General features: G+C 63.3%; 18 protein-coding genes. 12 read left to right on the forward strand and 6 right to left on the reverse strand.

Annotated features, from left to right (window positions below; translation table 11 throughout):
* From WCB02_RS31005 to WCB02_RS31025, 5 genes are all read left to right on the forward strand, one after another.
* The coding region (locus WCB02_RS31005) for a tetratricopeptide repeat protein (protein WP_423964092.1) at positions 1–2,551 on the forward strand (2,551 nt) is incomplete at its 5' end.
* Between the two features lie 174 nt (positions 2,552–2,725).
* Positions 2,726–3,043, forward strand: coding sequence for a DMT family transporter (locus WCB02_RS31010; RefSeq protein ID WP_423964094.1), 318 nt, complete (start codon positions 2,726–2,728; stop codon positions 3,041–3,043).
* Between the two features lie 347 nt (positions 3,044–3,390).
* On the forward strand, positions 3,391–3,627 hold the full coding sequence (locus WCB02_RS31015) for a hypothetical protein (protein WP_423964096.1): 237 nt from the start codon (positions 3,391–3,393) through the stop codon (positions 3,625–3,627).
* A gap of 131 nt (positions 3,628–3,758) precedes the next feature.
* The gene (locus WCB02_RS31020; RefSeq protein ID WP_423964098.1) at positions 3,759–4,544 is read left to right on the forward strand and encodes an N-acyl homoserine lactonase family protein; all 786 of its coding nucleotides are present in this window, start codon (positions 3,759–3,761) and stop codon (positions 4,542–4,544) included.
* 603 nt (positions 4,545–5,147) lie between these two features.
* Positions 5,148–6,350, forward strand: a complete 1,203-nt coding sequence (locus WCB02_RS31025; protein ID WP_423964100.1) for a patatin-like phospholipase family protein — start codon at positions 5,148–5,150, stop codon at positions 6,348–6,350.
* Between the two features lie 33 nt (positions 6,351–6,383).
* On the opposite strand, the gene WCB02_RS31030 is transcribed toward WCB02_RS31025, so the two are convergent.
* The 3 genes from WCB02_RS31030 to WCB02_RS31040 all read right to left on the reverse strand — a co-directional run bounded on the left by WCB02_RS31030 (position 6,384) and on the right by WCB02_RS31040 (position 7,397).
* On the reverse strand, positions 6,384–6,662 hold the full coding sequence (locus tag WCB02_RS31030; protein WP_423964103.1) for a DUF1488 family protein: 279 nt from the start codon (positions 6,660–6,662) through the stop codon (positions 6,384–6,386).
* A 160-nt stretch (positions 6,663–6,822) separates the two neighbouring features.
* Positions 6,823–7,119, reverse strand: a complete 297-nt coding sequence (locus tag WCB02_RS31035; protein WP_423964106.1) for a hypothetical protein — start codon at positions 7,117–7,119, stop codon at positions 6,823–6,825.
* Complete coding sequence (locus tag WCB02_RS31040) at positions 7,119–7,397, reverse strand: hypothetical protein (RefSeq protein ID WP_423964108.1); 279 nt, start codon at positions 7,395–7,397, stop codon at positions 7,119–7,121. Before WCB02_RS31040 ends, WCB02_RS31035 begins: the two co-directional genes overlap by 1 nt.
* A 496-nt stretch (positions 7,398–7,893) precedes the next feature.
* On the opposite strand from WCB02_RS31040, the gene WCB02_RS31045 reads away from it, so the two are divergent.
* From WCB02_RS31045 to WCB02_RS31060, 4 genes are all read left to right on the forward strand, one after another.
* Positions 7,894–8,028, forward strand: a complete 135-nt coding sequence (locus WCB02_RS31045) for a hypothetical protein (RefSeq protein ID WP_423964110.1) — start codon at positions 7,894–7,896, stop codon at positions 8,026–8,028.
* Positions 8,029–9,141: 1,113 nt separating this feature from the next.
* Entirely contained in the window at positions 9,142–9,615 is a 474-nt protein-coding gene (locus WCB02_RS31050) for a tripartite tricarboxylate transporter TctB family protein (RefSeq protein WP_423964112.1), read from the forward strand.
* Positions 9,612–11,171 carry a tripartite tricarboxylate transporter permease gene (locus tag WCB02_RS31055; protein WP_423964114.1) on the forward strand — a complete coding sequence of 520 codons (1,560 nt, stop codon included), beginning with the start codon at positions 9,612–9,614 and terminating at the stop codon, positions 11,169–11,171. The genes WCB02_RS31050 and WCB02_RS31055 overlap by 4 nt, the downstream gene beginning before the upstream one ends.
* 135 nt (positions 11,172–11,306) lie before the next feature.
* Entirely contained in the window at positions 11,307–11,513 is a 207-nt protein-coding gene (locus WCB02_RS31060) for a hypothetical protein (protein ID WP_423964116.1), read from the forward strand.
* A gap of 75 nt (positions 11,514–11,588) precedes the next feature.
* Here the strand turns inward: WCB02_RS31060 and WCB02_RS31065 are convergent, their stop codons facing one another.
* Positions 11,589–12,158, reverse strand: coding sequence for a TetR/AcrR family transcriptional regulator (locus WCB02_RS31065; RefSeq protein ID WP_423964119.1), 570 nt, complete (start codon positions 12,156–12,158; stop codon positions 11,589–11,591).
* A gap of 90 nt (positions 12,159–12,248) precedes the next feature.
* Here WCB02_RS31065 and WCB02_RS31070 point away from each other — a divergent pair, with 90 nt between their 5' ends.
* The 3 genes from WCB02_RS31070 to WCB02_RS31080 all read left to right on the forward strand — a co-directional run bounded on the left by WCB02_RS31070 (position 12,249) and on the right by WCB02_RS31080 (position 13,462).
* A complete protein-coding gene (locus WCB02_RS31070) occupies positions 12,249–12,677 on the forward strand; it encodes a tautomerase family protein (RefSeq protein WP_423964122.1) in 429 nt (142 codons plus the stop codon).
* A 109-nt stretch (positions 12,678–12,786) separates the two neighbouring features.
* The gene (locus WCB02_RS31075; RefSeq protein WP_423964124.1) at positions 12,787–13,242 is read left to right on the forward strand and encodes a DUF2177 family protein; all 456 of its coding nucleotides are present in this window, start codon (positions 12,787–12,789) and stop codon (positions 13,240–13,242) included.
* Positions 13,235–13,462, forward strand: coding sequence for a tryptophan-rich sensory protein (locus WCB02_RS31080; protein ID WP_423964126.1), 228 nt, complete (start codon positions 13,235–13,237; stop codon positions 13,460–13,462). Before WCB02_RS31075 ends, WCB02_RS31080 begins: the two co-directional genes overlap by 8 nt.
* Here the strand turns inward: WCB02_RS31080 and WCB02_RS31085 are convergent.
* Both WCB02_RS31085 and WCB02_RS31090 read right to left on the reverse strand, forming a co-directional pair.
* A complete protein-coding gene (locus WCB02_RS31085) occupies positions 13,423–14,013 on the reverse strand; it encodes an RNA polymerase sigma factor (RefSeq protein ID WP_423964128.1) in 591 nt (196 codons plus the stop codon). The two genes, WCB02_RS31080 and WCB02_RS31085, sit on opposite strands and share 40 nt — an antisense overlap.
* Before the next feature lie 116 nt (positions 14,014–14,129).
* Positions 14,130–14,511, reverse strand: a 382-nt coding sequence (locus tag WCB02_RS31090; RefSeq protein ID WP_423964130.1) for a cupin domain-containing protein, incomplete at its 5' end; no start/stop codon positions are given.

The raw sequence follows: 14,511 nt of genomic DNA on the forward strand, positions 1-14,511 counted from the left end.
CTCCGAGGCTGCGGCATCGGCGCCCGAAGCGCCGCCGAAAGTGCGCTCAACCGTCGCGGCGGAGGTTGCGAAGACGGCGGCTCCCGCAGCCGCGCCACCGGCCGCAATCAAGCCCGCCGGCCAGGCCGCCCAGGTCGATGTCTTGCGCGACAGCGACGGCCTGCGGCTGACCTTCACGTTTGCATCGCCGACGCCCGCGGCCTCGTTCCGCCGCGGCGATACGGTGTGGCTGGTGTTCGATTCCAGCCAGCCGATCGACGTCGAGCCGATTCGCGCCAAGGGCGGCTCCATCGTCGGCGACGTCAGCCGGATGCCGCTCGAGATCGGGCAGGCGATCCGCCTTCGCCTCAACCGTCCCCTGATGCATTCGGTGAGCAGCAGCGGTGCCAGCTGGACGCTGACCTTTGCCGACAAGGTCATGTCCCCGCCGCAGGCGCTGCAGGTGTTGCGCAACATCACCGATCCCGCGCTCGCCAATGTCGTTCTCAACCTGTCGGGTCCCGGCCTGTTGCACCGGATCGTGGACCCTGATGCCGGCGATACGCTGCTGGTGGTGACGGCGCCGGCGCCGGTCCGCGGCTTCATCAAGCGGCAGGATTTCGTCGACTTCGCGCTGCTCGATACCGCCCATGGCATCGCGGTGCGGCCGAACTCGGACGAGGTCGCGCTCGAGGTCGGGCTCGACAAGGTCATCGTCGGCAAGCCCGGCGGGTTGACGCTGTCCTCGGTCGACTTCTCGGCCGAACGCGCGCCGATGGCGGTGCGTCCGATCTTCGATATCGAGCAGTGGCGCAAGAACCGTGAGGGCTATTTCACCGCGCGCCAGGACGCTCTGATCCAGGCCGCGGCCGCGGCCGAGCCGGAGGCGCGTCCCCAGGCCCGGCTCGATCTGGCCCGCTTCTACGTGGCGCGCGGCATGTACCCGGAAGCCAAGGGCGAGGCCGAAGTGCTGCTCGCCGACCCCAATCTGAAGACCGACGAAGCCTCCGGGCTGATGGTGCATGCGATCGCCAGCATCCTGTCCGGCCGTCCTGACCTCGGACTCAAGGATCTGGACAGTCCGACGATCGGCAACAATTACGATTCGCAATTGTGGAAGGCGCTGGCCTATGCCCGTCAGGGCAAGTGGGCCGATGCGCGCGAGAAGTTCAAGAATGTCGAATTCGCGATCGCCTCGTTGCCGCTCGATCTGCAGCGCATCGTGACCGCCGACGCCATGCGGGCCTCGCTCGAGGTCAGGGACTATGCCGGCGCTGCCAAGCGGCGCGCCGAGCTCGATGTCATCGGCGTTCCGGTGGAGCAGCAGCCCGCGGTCGCGGTGCTGCGCGGCCGGCTCGCCGAGGCGATGGGGCAGGAGAAGGATGCGCTCGACGACTATAAAGTCGCGACCATGTCGTCCGACCGCCAGGCGGCGGCCGAAGGCACCCAGCTCGAAATCGCGTTGAAGGAGAAGCGCAACGAGATCGCGCAGGCCGATGCCCTGCGCGAGCTCGAGACGCTGTCGGTGATGTGGCGCGGCGATTCGATCGAGGCGAAGACGCTGCAGATGCTGGCGCAGATCTATAACGCCAGCGGACACTACGCCGAGTCGCTGGCGGCGGCGCGGACCGCGACCAAGCTGCAGCCCAATTCGGAGAGTTCGCGGCAGGCCCAGGATTCCGCGTCAGCGCTGTTCTCGGAGATCTTCCTCAGCCCGAAGGGCGACGAACTGCCGCCGATCGAGGCGCTCGGCCTGTTCTACGAATTCCGCGAATTGACGCCGATCGGCCGGCGCGGCGACGAGATGATCCGGCGGCTGGCCGACCGGCTGGTTGCGGTCGACCTGCTGGATCAGGCAGCCGAACTCCTGCAATACCAGGTCGACCATCGCCTGGAAGGCGCCGCGCGCGCCCAGGTCGCCTCGAAGCTTGCGATGGTGTACCTCGCCAACCGCAAGCCCGATCTCGCCATCACCGCGCTGCACTCGACCCGCATCGCCGATCTCGCCGGCGAATTGCGCCAGGAGCGGCTCCTGATCGAGGCCCGCGCCCAGAGCGACATCGGACGCCACGATCTCTCGCTCGACATCATCTCCAATATCGGCGGCCGCGAAGCGATCAGGCTGCGCTCCGACATCTACTGGGCGGCGCGGCAATGGCGCGAGGCGTCCGAACAGATCGAATTGTATTACGGCGATCGCTGGCGCGACTTCAAACCGCTCAATGCGGTGGAGAAGAGCGACGTGATCCGGGCCGTCGTCGGCTATGCGCTCGCTGGCGACGCCATCGGGCTGGCGCGGTTCCGCGAAAAATACGCGCCGCTGATGAGCGGGGAAGCCGACAAGATCGCGTTCGACACCGCGAGCAGGCCCGCGGCCTCCAACAGCGCGGAATTCGCCGACATCGCCAAGATGGCGGCCGGCGTCGATACCCTCGACGGCTTCATCCGCGACATGAAGGCCCGCTTCCCCGACGCCTCCACCCGGCCGCCCGACGCCGCCAAGACCGATCCGGACTCGACCGGCGCGCTGCCGCAGATCATCGGCATCAAGCAAGCGGACGCCGGACGCTAGAGCATTTTCCGGAAAGGTGAATGGGGGGCTTGCTCGATGTCCGGCATGCCCCGATAGCGACCGAGTTTTGCACTACAGAAAAATTTCGCAATGTGCCAACATGCGAAATGCGCAGAGATATGCACCTAATTTCTTGCTCGTTTGTGCTACGCCACTCTTACGAGGGGGCATCTGATGGCGTGGGTATACATACTATTGGCGGACGGGTTCGAGGTCGCATGGCCGTTCGTTTTGAAGCGCTCGGCCGGACTTTCGAAATGGACAACAGTTTTGCTAGCGGTGGTCTTCGCTATCCCTATTTTTTTTCTGTTGGGTGAATCTGTAAAACGATTGCCGACTTCGACGGTTTACGCGAGCTTCGTTGGGATTGGCACCTTGGGAACAGCGGTCGTTGGGATCGCGTTTTTCGGTGAGAGTGCGAATCTTGGTCGCCTGATTTCCTTTGTGTTGGTTATTGTCGGTCTCGTCGGCCTGAAGCTCTTTTCCGAATGACATCATCGGCTTGAATCGGCGCGGTCACCTGCGATGGCTGTCCGAGCAAACCATTGCTTTGTTGCCTATTTCCGATCAGGGTCAATTCGCGACTGGGGCTAGCCGGCAACAGATCTCCATGTGCGCGGTGCCCCGAAAGCGGAAGTTTCCGGAACGCCTCCGGTTGTGAGGCGCTGGTTCAAGCCATTCATGCTGGCTGAAGCGTACGACTGGCTAGCCGTCGTCACATGCTCTCGACAGAGCGTCGGTAAACCGGCAATTTGCGGGACGCGCGTTTCCACGCCGAACCGGTTGGCGCCTCGGAAAACGCCGCGAAACGAGAGCCTCGCCGAAGGAAGCCTTTCGCCATGAGCAAGCCCGTGAAGACCGAAGCCGAACTCGTTGCCATGGCAAAGGCCGAGTTGAAGGTCCATGCCGATTGTCCCGACGGCATGACCATTGCCGTGATCCGTGACGGCGACAGCTGGGAATTCCGCGCCACGGCGGATACGGCGACCGCTGCAAGGCCCGGCTATCCCGAATGCGTCGCGATGCTGGTCCAGATCGGCGACCATCTCGGCAAGCAGTATGACATCAACGGGTGAGGGCAGTTGGCGCTCCGATGAAACGGCTCGTGGTTCCGGCGTCGTGTCGCAAAAACGGCCGAAGATGGGCCTTTGAATTCCAAATATTCGCACATTAGATTGTCGCGTAATTCTCCCGCATGCGAGGTCGAATGACGGACATGCAAGCGACGGTCGACAAGATCTTCATTCTCGATGGTGGCGTGGCGGAGGTCGAGGACGGTTCGATCTATTCCCCGGGGATCAACGTCGGCGTGCCGATGACGCTGAGCTGCAACGCCTATCTGATCCGGCATCGGGGTGGTTGGCTGCTTTGGGACACCGGCACGCAGGATGACCTCGTCACGGAACCCGAGGGGCGGATCGTGGCGCACGGCATTCGTGGCGTGGTCCGCAACACCGTGGCGTCGCAACTCCGTGAAATCGGCGTGACACCGGACGAGGTCGGCACGATCGCGATCTCCCACGCTCATTTCGACCACGTCGGCAATTGCCGCCTGTTCCGCAACGCCAGGTGGATCGCGCAGAAAGCCGAATACGACGCCATGTTCGGACCTCGTCCCGAAGACTTCGGCTACCTGCCGGAACTCTATGCGACGATGCGCCAGAACGCCGTTGAACTCGTCGAGGGCGATCATGACGTGTTCGGCGACGGTGCCGTCCGCCTGATCTTCACGCCGGGGCACACGCTCGGCCATAGCTCGCTGCTGGTCCGTCTCCCCGAGAGTGGCCCTGTGCTGCTCAGCGGCGACGTCGCTCACAATCGCGAGAACTTCCGCCTTCGCCGGGTGCCGGTCTTCAATGCGGATCACGAGGCCACGATCGCCTCGATGGAGAAGGTCGACGCGCTCTTGCGCAGCGACAAAGCGACTCTGTGGGTGAACCACGATACTGGGCAGAGCGAAACGCTCCCGCATGCGCCGAAGTGGATCGCCTGAGGGCGCAGCCGCTGCGAGAGCCTGGGGTCGATCGGTCAAGCTACTTCCAATCCAACCAAACTCACGACGCGCGTATGAGCGCTTGGGGAACGAGTCGCGGGTCTCTGATGTTCGCGCGATGATCGCGATCGGGGCGGGCGAGCAAGCGCAACGATGGACGTTGTCGTTTGACGGCGAGCGGCTTCATCTGCGAGGCAGGGGCGAGAGACGGTCGCATCATTTTGATCAGCGGCTTGGCAGGTAGTCAGCCGTATTGCGGCCCTTTTTTGTGACTCGAATCGGGCATTGCCTTGGCGAGGACGTTGCCGCTCGGGGTCACGTTGATGTCATTGGACGCATCAGGTGAGATGATTCGTGCTCGATCTGGCCGGAAATCACCTTGCACCTGCCTGCGGGCGGCTGCCTGCCCAGAAATCGACAAGCCTGCAACCTTGTTCCGGCACAGCATCCGTGCAAGAGGAATCTGGTTAAGCAAACCTCAATGATTTGGGCGCGGTGTTGGACCGTGTAGTTCGGGATTGTGTCGTCAGCGGCGCGTGACATCCGCGGGGCGCGAAAGGCTGGTCGGCCTGAACCCGACATGCATGTTTGGGCCCTCAATAGATGCTGACATTGCGCTCGCTGTCCTGCAAACCCGCTCTCCTCGTCGTTCTGCTCGGCGTCGCCGCGTCGACGTCGGGATGCGCCGCGATCGCTTCGCGCAATGCTCTGCCGGCCGCGCAGGCCAACCGGATCGAGTTGGACGGATTTCGCAACATCCGGTTCTGGGGCGATGGCTCGCCGGCCGAACTCCGCGCCTTCATGAATGCGCCGTCGGACGCTCCGGAGATGCACCGGCCGCTCGCCACCACCCTGGCGATCTCAGGCGGGGCCGACGACGGCGCTTTCGCTGCGGGATTGCTGGTCGGCTGGAGCGACTCGGGAACGCGTCCGGCCTTCGATCTGGTGACCGGCATCAGCTCGGGCGCGCTGATTGCGCCGTTCGCGTTCATCGGCAGCAGCCGCGACGCCGAATTGCGCGACCTGTTCACCAAGTACGGCAGGAAGGACATCTTCGCCTATAACGTCCCGAGCCTGCTTCAGGGCTCCGCGCTGGTCGACGACTCGCCGCTGGCCAAGCTGATCGCGACCTATGTCGATGCCAATCTGCTGCAGGAGATCGCGCGGGAGCGACGGAAGGGCCGCATTCTCCTGATCGGCACCACCAATCTCGACGCGCAGCGCCCGGTGATCTGGGATATGGGCCGGATCGCGATGAGCAATGATCCCGAAGCGCTGCCGCTGTTTCGCAAGATCCTGCTGGCCTCGGCCACGCTGCCGGGCATCTTCGCACCGGTGCGAATCCAGGTTCGCGTCGGCGACCGGGATTACGACGAGTTGCACGTCGATGGCGGCGTCACCAGGCAGGTCTTCGTTGCGCCGACGATCGTGTCCGCGCGCGCCGACCATCGACGGTCCGACATCCTCGCCAAGCCGCGCATCTATGTCATCCGGAACGGGCGGATCGATCCGGAATTCCAGCCGGTCAACGACAACCTGGTTGCCATCACCCAGCGTTCGATATCGACCCTGATCAAGAACCAGAGCGTGGGGGACCTGTACCGGATCTATTCGATCGCGCGGCAGGATGGGATCGATTTCAATCTGGCCAGCATCCCGCAGGATTTCAGCGCGACCAGCGATCAGCCGTTCGACCTGCAGTACATGAACGCGCTGTACGACCGCGCCTATGACCTGGCGGTGCACAATTATCACTGGGCGAAAGCCCCGCCCGGGCTCGAGACGGCCCTTCGCGCCAGCAATTGAATTCTGTCGAATCTGTTGCAGCCTGCAACGGAATCAGTTCCGGAAATCGATGCCGCGCAGGATGATGCCGGGAGGCGTGCCTTCGAACTCCATGGCCAGGAATTTGCGGGTGGCGCGCTCTTCGATCTGGTCGCGCAGCCGCATGAACTGCGCCTCGCGCTCGCTGGCCTTGCTTTGGTTCATGCTCTCCAGCGCGTCCATGGCGGATGTGCTGATCGCGCAGGGGATCTCGGTTTCGCCGTCGATCATTGAAAACAGGATGACCATCCGATCGAACTCGTAGCCTTGAAAATGACCTCGGGTCAGGCTCATGATGCGCGTCCTTTCGATTTGTGGGTGACGTATCGATCTGTTCGATCTTGCCGAGGCCGCAGACTGCCTGGGATGCGAAACGAGCTGGAACTTTCGCACGAGGATCTGGGTGGTCCGGCTTTCACCCGGGCGTCAGCAAGGGTCGCGTGCAAAAAATCCGTCAATCCTCGGCGGCGAGCCGGACGAAATCCTCGAGCACGGCAGCGACGAGATCGCGGTGACGGGTGTCGTCCGGCGACAGTCCCGCTGCGTATAGATTAAGCACGTAGCGCGCCTTGACCGCTGCCTCAGACCAGGACCCGGCGGGAACCGCCAGCAGCTGGCCTTCGAGCATGATCTGTCGATCGCGCAAATCCTTCGCGTTGTTCTCCACCTCCGCCAGCGCACGACGGATGTCGGTCGCCTTTTGCGCGGCCATGCCGCGGTGCCTGTCGAGATCGAGCGGTCCGTCGTTCATCAGGATCCGTCACGATCGGGCGCGCTTGCATCGTTGCGCTGCGCATCGGACAGATCGACCGATCCGATGGAGATCATCTCCATTCTCGCATCGCGCGCGCCTGCCGCAGGGACCATGATCATGGTGGCGACCCGGCGATATGATGCGAACGAAAGTCCCTCGATCATCTCCTCGTCGGTGACGACCTCATAGGCCCCCGCAGGGAGCCGGCGATCGATGCCCCTGATCTGAAAAGGGTGCTTGAAGGTGACCATCTCCCGCCGCGAGCGGATTGTCATGCCTGCCTGCCTTCCGCGAACAGCCTGCTGCCGACGCTGGCTTGATGCATCGCCAAAGCTTGCGCCCTTTCGGCTGCATTAGCCATCTCTTTCTCGTCGCGTTCGGCAGCACAAGGCGGCGGTGTGCGCTCGGAACCCCGGTCATTTGGCGCTCGCTATTGCCGGGGTGTCGGCGTAGGGTTGGCCATCACCGCGCTTGCAACGGCATCGATCGGTGACTGAGGGGTGCGAACGCTCCCGCCGATACGGAAAGGGCCTGCATTGTTTCGGGTTCACTTGGCTGACTCGATCGTGCCGCCGCGGTTGTGCCGCTGTTTCTTCGGCTTCTGGTGGCGACGGTCGCTGCCCAGCATGAATAGGATGGTGCGCCGCACTGACCGCATTCTCCGAGCCGGCCAACTGGCGACGATCCGCGGCGGCGGTATCATTCCGGTTCGATTCGCGGGTCATCATCAACGCCGAGATTCACCTCAACATCCACCCCAAGGAGATCGACATGGCCAAAGGCGAGCAGAAGGGCAATCGGGAAGCCAAGAAACCGAAAAAAGAGAAGATCAAGGTGATTGCCGCAGCGCCAAGCCAGAAGACTGCGGGCTGGCAGCCGAGCTTCGGCGCCGGCAAGAAGAAATAGTGACACCCCGACGCGTCGGCAGGACGTCGCGGCCGAATGGGCAGCGAAAGCTCCCGCCGATCGGCCGGGGCCCGCATCACGATGCTTGTCGCATCTGTTCGACGTCATTCGCGGCATTCTGACGCGGTCAGCCCCCGAAAACAGCGCTGAAATTGTCGTCGCGCGCTCTTGGTGCCGTCGCGTGAGCTTGTCTGCGCTCGCGCGGCTTGCATCGCCTGCCTCATCGTGTGCGTTGGCATGGCCGGCAAGCGCGGGCTTCGCCTCCCAGTGCTGAGCGCGCGCGTCGATGCGGCGACGAGCCGGCCGAACCACACACCGCTGCCAGCGCATGGCGCGGCGTCGAACGGGCTTGACGCTGTTCGCCCGACGAGCGTGCCACCATCTTCGAACCGTGATCTGGTCATTGCGCCTGCATTCCCAACGATCCTGGATTTCGTTCGAGAGCCTCGGCTCCGACAGACGAATTCTCACGCGCCGATCGGGAGCTGCGCTGATCAGGACCCGCCTGCGGGTTGTTTGTCGCGCTGGTTCTGCTTTTGACGTCGATGCCGCACCTGCCGCCCGGGATAACCATTCCGCAAGGCCTGCAGCCGGCCGGCGCTCGCCATCGTCGCGCCGCTGACTGCCGGCTCGCCCGGCCAGATCTTCGTCGGTGAGCAAGCCGGCGTCGGCCGATGTCGGGATTTTGCTCGGCGGCGAAGCCGGGAACTGGATCGATCACGAGATGGGATTGCAATTGAAAGTAGTCCGGCGGCCGGCCCGCTCAGGGCGATGATGCGCATTGGTTCCCGCCTCATCGCGTCGTTTTGACCGTACACTGCCGGTTCGTGCCGCGCGCAGTTGAGCCGGGGCGGTCCAGGTATTGGCCCGTGTTGGTCGAGGTGTCGCCTCTGTGCGGGTGTTGGCGACCGAACAAACATCCGGCTCTCAACTTCTGCGCGAGCCGAGACGAGGAGAACGAGCTCGCCGCTTCTCCTCGTCTGCTCCGAACGTCTCATCACCATTTCAACCCATCGCGAAACCGGGCCCAAAATTCGACCGGTCCAACCGGTCGACAGGTCCGCAGCTTTTACGATAGTGTCGGCGGATAACAGGGAATACCGGAGGGGCGCTTTGAACGGCCGATTTAACCTGAAACGCGACTACTACGCCGGCGGCCTCATGGTCCTGCTCGGTGTCGGGGCCGCGGTGACCGGCGCCGGCTACAAGTTCGGCAGTCTGGCCCGCATGGGTCCCGGCTTCATGCCGGTCGTGCTCGGCATCGCGCTGGCATTTTTAGGCGTCCTGATCGCGGGTACCGCGCTCGGATCGACCGAGGACGACGGCAAGAAATTCCTGCCGGACAATCCGCAATGGTTCGGGTGGCTCTGCATCCTCGGCGGCCCCGTCCTGTTCATCATCCTCGGCCTGTATGCCGGCATGATCCCGGCGGTGTTCGCCTGCGTGTTCGTCTGCGCGCTGGGCGATAAGACGGCCACCTACAAATCCTCGGCGATGCTGGCGGCCGGCGTGACTTTCTTTGGCGTCATCCTGTTCCATTATCTCCTGAGCATTCCATTCCCGGTGCTGCGCGGGGTGAACCTGTGATCTCAACTGCGATTACCGATCTGTATTACGGCTTTGGCGTCGCGCTCGAGCCGCACAATCTGATGTACTGCTTCCTGGGCGTGCTGGTCGGCAACCTGGTCGGCGTCCTGCCGGGCATGGGTCCGGTGGCGACGATCTCGATCCTGCTGCCGCTGACCTTCGGGATGCAGCCGGTGCCGGCGATCCTGATGCTGTCGGGGGTCTATTACGGCGCCCAGTATGGCGGAGCGATCTGCTCGATCCTGTTGAACCTGCCGTGCCATCCGCCACATGCGGTGACGTGTCTCGACGGCTTTCCGATGACCAAGCAGGGTAAGGGCGGCACCGCGCTCGGCATCACCATCGTCGCCGCCTTCATCGGCGCCTCGTTCGGCATCACCGAGATGATTTTCCTGGCGCCGTTCCTGGTCAAGGTGGCGCTGGATTTCGGGCCCACCGAGGTCTGTTCTCTGATGCTGGTCGGATTGCTCGCGGGCTCGACGCTGGCGAAGGGATCGCCGCTCAAGGGCGTCGCGATGACGGTGTTCGGCCTGCTGGTCGGCATCGTCGGCTCGGATATCGAGACCGGACAGCCGCGCTTCACCTTCGGCATCACCGAACTGTTCGATGGCGTCGAGATCATCGCGCTGGCGCTCGGCATGTTCGGGGTCGCCGAATTCCTGAACAGCATCAACAACACCGAAGCCGTCGATCTGCGCTACGCCAAGGTCGGCGTGTCCGACATGTTTCCGTCAAAGGCCGATTTCAAGCAGGCGTTCTGGCCGATGATCCGCGGCACCCTGCTCGGCAGCCTCTGCGCGCTGATCCCGGGCACCGGGCCAACCATCGCCTCGTTCGTCTCCTACGCCACCGAGAAGAAGATCTCGCGGACGCCGGAGCGCTTCGGTCATGGCGCCATCGAGGGCGTCGCCTGCCCCGAGGCCTCGACGCATTCCTCGGTGCAGGGCGACTTCATTCCGACCATGAGTCTCGGCATTCCCGGCGACACCGTGATGGCGCTCCTGCTCGGAGCGCTGATCATTCACGGCATCGTGCCGGGCCCGCAGCTCATCAGCCAGCACGCCGATATCTTCTGGGGGCTGATCGCCAGTTTCTGGGTCGGCAACATCCTGCTGGTCGTTCTCAACGTGCCGATGATCGGCCTGTGGGTCAGGCTGTTGCGCATTCCCTATCGCTACCTCTATCCGAGCGCGATGTTCTTCGTCTGTATCGGGGTCTATGCCGCCAATAACGACATGTTCCAGGTCGGCGAGACCATGTTCATCGGCGTCGTCGGCTACATCCTGTTGCGTCTCGATTTCCACCCCGCGCCGATCCTGCTCGGCTTCGTGCTCGGACCGCGGTTCGAGGAAAACTTCCGGCGCAGCATGCTGATCTCGCGCGGTGACCTGATGACGTTCATCGACCGTCCGATCAGCGCGTTCTTCCTGGCGATCTGCGTTCTCCTGATCGGGGCCCAGATCTACGTCTGGCTGCGCAAGCCAAAGATCGTAACCGAGGAGCGGGCGATCGAGAGCCAGGTGCCGCAAACGCAATATTCGGAACTGGCCGGATAGAGCATTGTCGAAAAAGTGGACGCCGGCTTTCCGCAAGAAAAGCGACCAATAAGGCACGACCAGGCGTTTGCCGCTTCAATGTAATCGGAAAACGCTCCAGGCTTTGCTTCGGACGATCTCGAGGAACCAACTTTCATGGGAAACCGGCTGGTCTTGGTGCTTACGTTTGCTGTCGTCACCGGTTCTGGGGCGCTGGTCGCTTTCATCCTGGGATATGTCGCGCACTACGATCTCGGCCTGTCGCGCGTCGAGATCCGCGATTCGGCCTTTATCGCCGTGGCAATGCTCGTGATCATGCTGGCTACCGAATCCGTCAGGCGTCGCTGGCAGAAGCCTAAATAGGCAAGACGGATCGGACAGCCCTCAACGGACGGCAACGGACCTGCGGTCGAGTGTATTTGCCGCGACATGTGGGAATCAGCACCCGCCCGTGATAGCGGACTGAACCGCTCTCTGCTGCTCGGCCGCGACAAGGTCGAACGGTTCGAACGATCGCTCGGCGCGGGACAGAATGACTGCGCCCTCACAGGCAGAAATGAGTCCGGTCGAAAGCGCCAAAGCCCTGTCGGCCGGCACGCCGCCTTGGGCCAGCAGCCCGCCGAGTCGCGAGCGCCAAGTCCGGAACACCTCGGCCGCCGCCCCAAGCAGTGCTGGAGAGTCGGCCGCGACAGTGACGGCGACGACCGCGCAACCCGCAGCAAAATCTGATTTGGTCAGCACCAGACGCCAAAGTCCGATGAAGGCTTGCGTGACCTCGGTTGCGGGCTTGCCGGCGAGACCGTCGAGCACCGCCATGGCCTGATCGCCCGCCGCGTTCAATGCCGCCAGCACGAGTTCATCCTTGCCGCCCGGAAAGTGGTGGTAGAGCGATCCCCGCGGCGCGCCCGATGCCTCGAGCACCTCGCTGAACGAGGTGCCTTGCAGGCCTTTCTTCGCCAGCAGCACCGCGGTGCGCTCGATCATGCGCTGTTTGATCTCGCCAGCCAATGCACTCCCCGAGACTTCCGAAGTTGTTGACTATGATGATCATCATAGCCTACTATGACGGATGTCATAGTCAGCCCAGGACCCGCCGCCATGCCAATGATCGACATATACGCCACCGCCGGCACATTTGCCGATCCGCACCAACTCGCGGTCGACGCGGCTACGACAGTCAAGTCCGTGGAACAGGTGCCTGACATTCCGATGTTCCGCAACAACACGGCCGCCTTCGTGCACGAGCTTGCCGATGGCGCGATCGCCAACGTCAACGGCGAGGGCCATTACGTCCGCGTTCAGGTCCTCACCAACGCCGGCGCGCTGGACCGCGACAAGCAGATCGCGGTCGTGCGCCAGCTCACCGATCTGGTCGTGGCTGCGGCCAATGATGCCGGCTTGCGCGAACGAACCTGGGTGCTGCTGACCGAGGCGGCCGCCGGCGGCTGGGGTCTATGGGGGCATGCCCACAGCAACGACGAACTCGTCGACGCTGCCCGCGCGGAGATCGCGAGGCTGCGCAGCTGAAGCCTGCGGGCAGGCTGCGGCAGCGTGTGATCCAGGCTCGCCGGTCGAACGTTCCTGTCTGTGGCGTCGATCTTGCGACGACAGCGTTTGTCCTGACAGGGAGCCTGATTTGGCCAGATTGATGGAATGGGCCCACGCCCCGCGGATCTCGGGTATCGGCTATGTCGCAGCCTATCTGGCGGTTGCGTTGCCGTTCGTCATGCTCGATTTCCTTTGGCTCACGCTGATGGGCCCGCGGCTCTATCAGGCGACGCTCGGCGATGTGCTCCGGCCAAATCCCAATCTGTGGCCCGCTGCGATCTTTTATCTGATCTATCCGCTCGGTTTGATCGGCTTTGCGGTGCTGCCCGCCTACCAGGAAGGGAGCATGCTGCGCGCTTTGGCGCTCGGGTTCATGTTCGGCTGCTTCAGCTATGCGACCTATGACCTGACCAACCACGCGACGCTGCGGAACTGGTCGACCACGCTGACATTGGCCGACATCTGCTGGGGATCGGTGCTCGCCGGCTGCAGCGCGACCATCGGATATCTTGCCGTGAGCCGGCTGTTTGCCGGTCATGGCTAGCCGGAGGTTGCTTCATCGGGGGGGCGGTGAAGCATGCAGCTCCAAACCCGTGCTGTTCGTGCTGGCGCTCATCGCGGTGGGATTGTTCATCGGCTATGCGAACGTTCCCGGCGGCTGGCATGCGAAGCTCACAAAGCCATGGTTCAATCCGCCGAACTGGATTTTCGCAAGAAGGCAGCGTCAGGCCGTGGCGTTGGTTGCAGCGATGGCCTCGGCATAAGGCAGGCATTCGCGGTTCACGGCCTGCAAGGTGCGACGAAGCCAGGTCTTGATGGTGCCGACCGGCACGCCGAACCGCTTTGAGAGCGCCGCGCGGCTTTCGCCGTGGAGATAGGCCAGCGAGAGCAGGGTCCGTCGGTCCTCCGGCAGCTTGCCGATCGCTTCCGCGGCAAGGCTTTGCAGCGCCGTGAGATCGACCTCGTCGGTGGCATCCTCGATCGGTGCCGGCACCGACAGCGCCTCGTCGAGATCGGCGATCGGAAGTCTTTTCGGCCTCGCGGCGTCGATCGCCGTGTTGCGGATGATCGTGCAAATCCAGCTGATCGGCGACGCCCGATCCGGATCAAAGCTCGACGCGTTGCGCCAGATCTTGATGTAGGCGTCCTGCACGATGTCTTCGACGTCCGAGCGCGAGGTGCAGATCGTCAGCGCCGTCTTGCGCAGCTTGTTCCTGGTCAGCGCATGGAATTCGGAGAACGCGCTCTGGTCGCCGTCCGCGATCCGGTCGATCAATGCGCTCAGATGCTCGATAGCAGGGGATCGCGACGTCATCTTCCCACTCTCTCGTTGTCGTTCTTGCTGGACGAAACGACGGCAGAGGCGGGCCGGATCACTTATCAGATCACTTATCGGGTCATCTGGCGATGGCGGAGGTCGGTGATTTGCCCTTACAGGCGGATGAAAGGGCTGATCAACCTGCCGAGGAAGCCGTTTAGCCTGAGATCCCCGGTCATGGCGACCACGCAAAGGCAGGGTTCGCCATCGCCCACGACCGGCTGATGATCGACGGTTCCGTCACCGAAATCGAAGTCGCCGGGGCCGAACCTGCCGCCATCATGGCTGAAGCTGCCCTTGAGCACGCAGGTCAGTTCGGTTCCGGTATGGGAGTGCTCGAGCATCCGCGTGCCCGGATCCGACCTGAGCAGGAAGGCCCGCGAACCTCCACCATCCGGCAGCCTGATCGGATGCAGGCTGACGCCGGGCGCGACCCGGCGGCGTGCGCCGATCTGGTAGTTCCTGAGAATGGCGGGGAGACGATCGTCCAGGATG

Source organism: Bradyrhizobium sp. (assembly GCF_049581145.1).
Classification (GTDB): Bacteria; Pseudomonadota; Alphaproteobacteria; order Rhizobiales; family Xanthobacteraceae; genus Bradyrhizobium.

Bases quoted from the DNA above. Each gene is read 5' to 3' on its own strand.
- WCB02_RS31015 (WP_423964096.1), top strand. From the start codon at position 3,391: ATGAGCAAGCCCGTGAAGACCGAAGCCGAACTCGTTGCCATGGCAAAG.
- WCB02_RS31025 (WP_423964100.1), top strand. From the start codon at position 5,148: ATGCTGACATTGCGCTCGCTGTCCTGCAAACCCGCTCTCCTCGTCGTT.
- WCB02_RS31020 (WP_423964098.1), top strand. From the start codon at position 3,759: ATGACGGACATGCAAGCGACGGTCGACAAGATCTTCATTCTCGATGGT.
- WCB02_RS31085 (WP_423964128.1), bottom strand. From the start codon at position 14,013: ATGACGTCGCGATCCCCTGCTATCGAGCATCTGAGCGCATTGATCGAC.
- WCB02_RS31070 (WP_423964122.1), top strand. From the start codon at position 12,249: ATGCCAATGATCGACATATACGCCACCGCCGGCACATTTGCCGATCCG.
- WCB02_RS31040 (WP_423964108.1), bottom strand. From the start codon at position 7,397: ATGACAATCCGCTCGCGGCGGGAGATGGTCACCTTCAAGCACCCTTTT.
- WCB02_RS31080 (WP_423964126.1), top strand. From the start codon at position 13,235: ATGGCTAGCCGGAGGTTGCTTCATCGGGGGGGCGGTGAAGCATGCAGC.
- WCB02_RS31060 (WP_423964116.1), top strand. From the start codon at position 11,307: ATGGGAAACCGGCTGGTCTTGGTGCTTACGTTTGCTGTCGTCACCGGT.
- WCB02_RS31010 (WP_423964094.1), top strand. From the start codon at position 2,726: ATGGCGTGGGTATACATACTATTGGCGGACGGGTTCGAGGTCGCATGG.
- WCB02_RS31030 (WP_423964103.1), bottom strand. From the start codon at position 6,662: ATGAGCCTGACCCGAGGTCATTTTCAAGGCTACGAGTTCGATCGGATG.
- WCB02_RS31035 (WP_423964106.1), bottom strand. From the start codon at position 7,119: ATGAACGACGGACCGCTCGATCTCGACAGGCACCGCGGCATGGCCGCG.
- WCB02_RS31045 (WP_423964110.1), top strand. From the start codon at position 7,894: ATGGCCAAAGGCGAGCAGAAGGGCAATCGGGAAGCCAAGAAACCGAAA.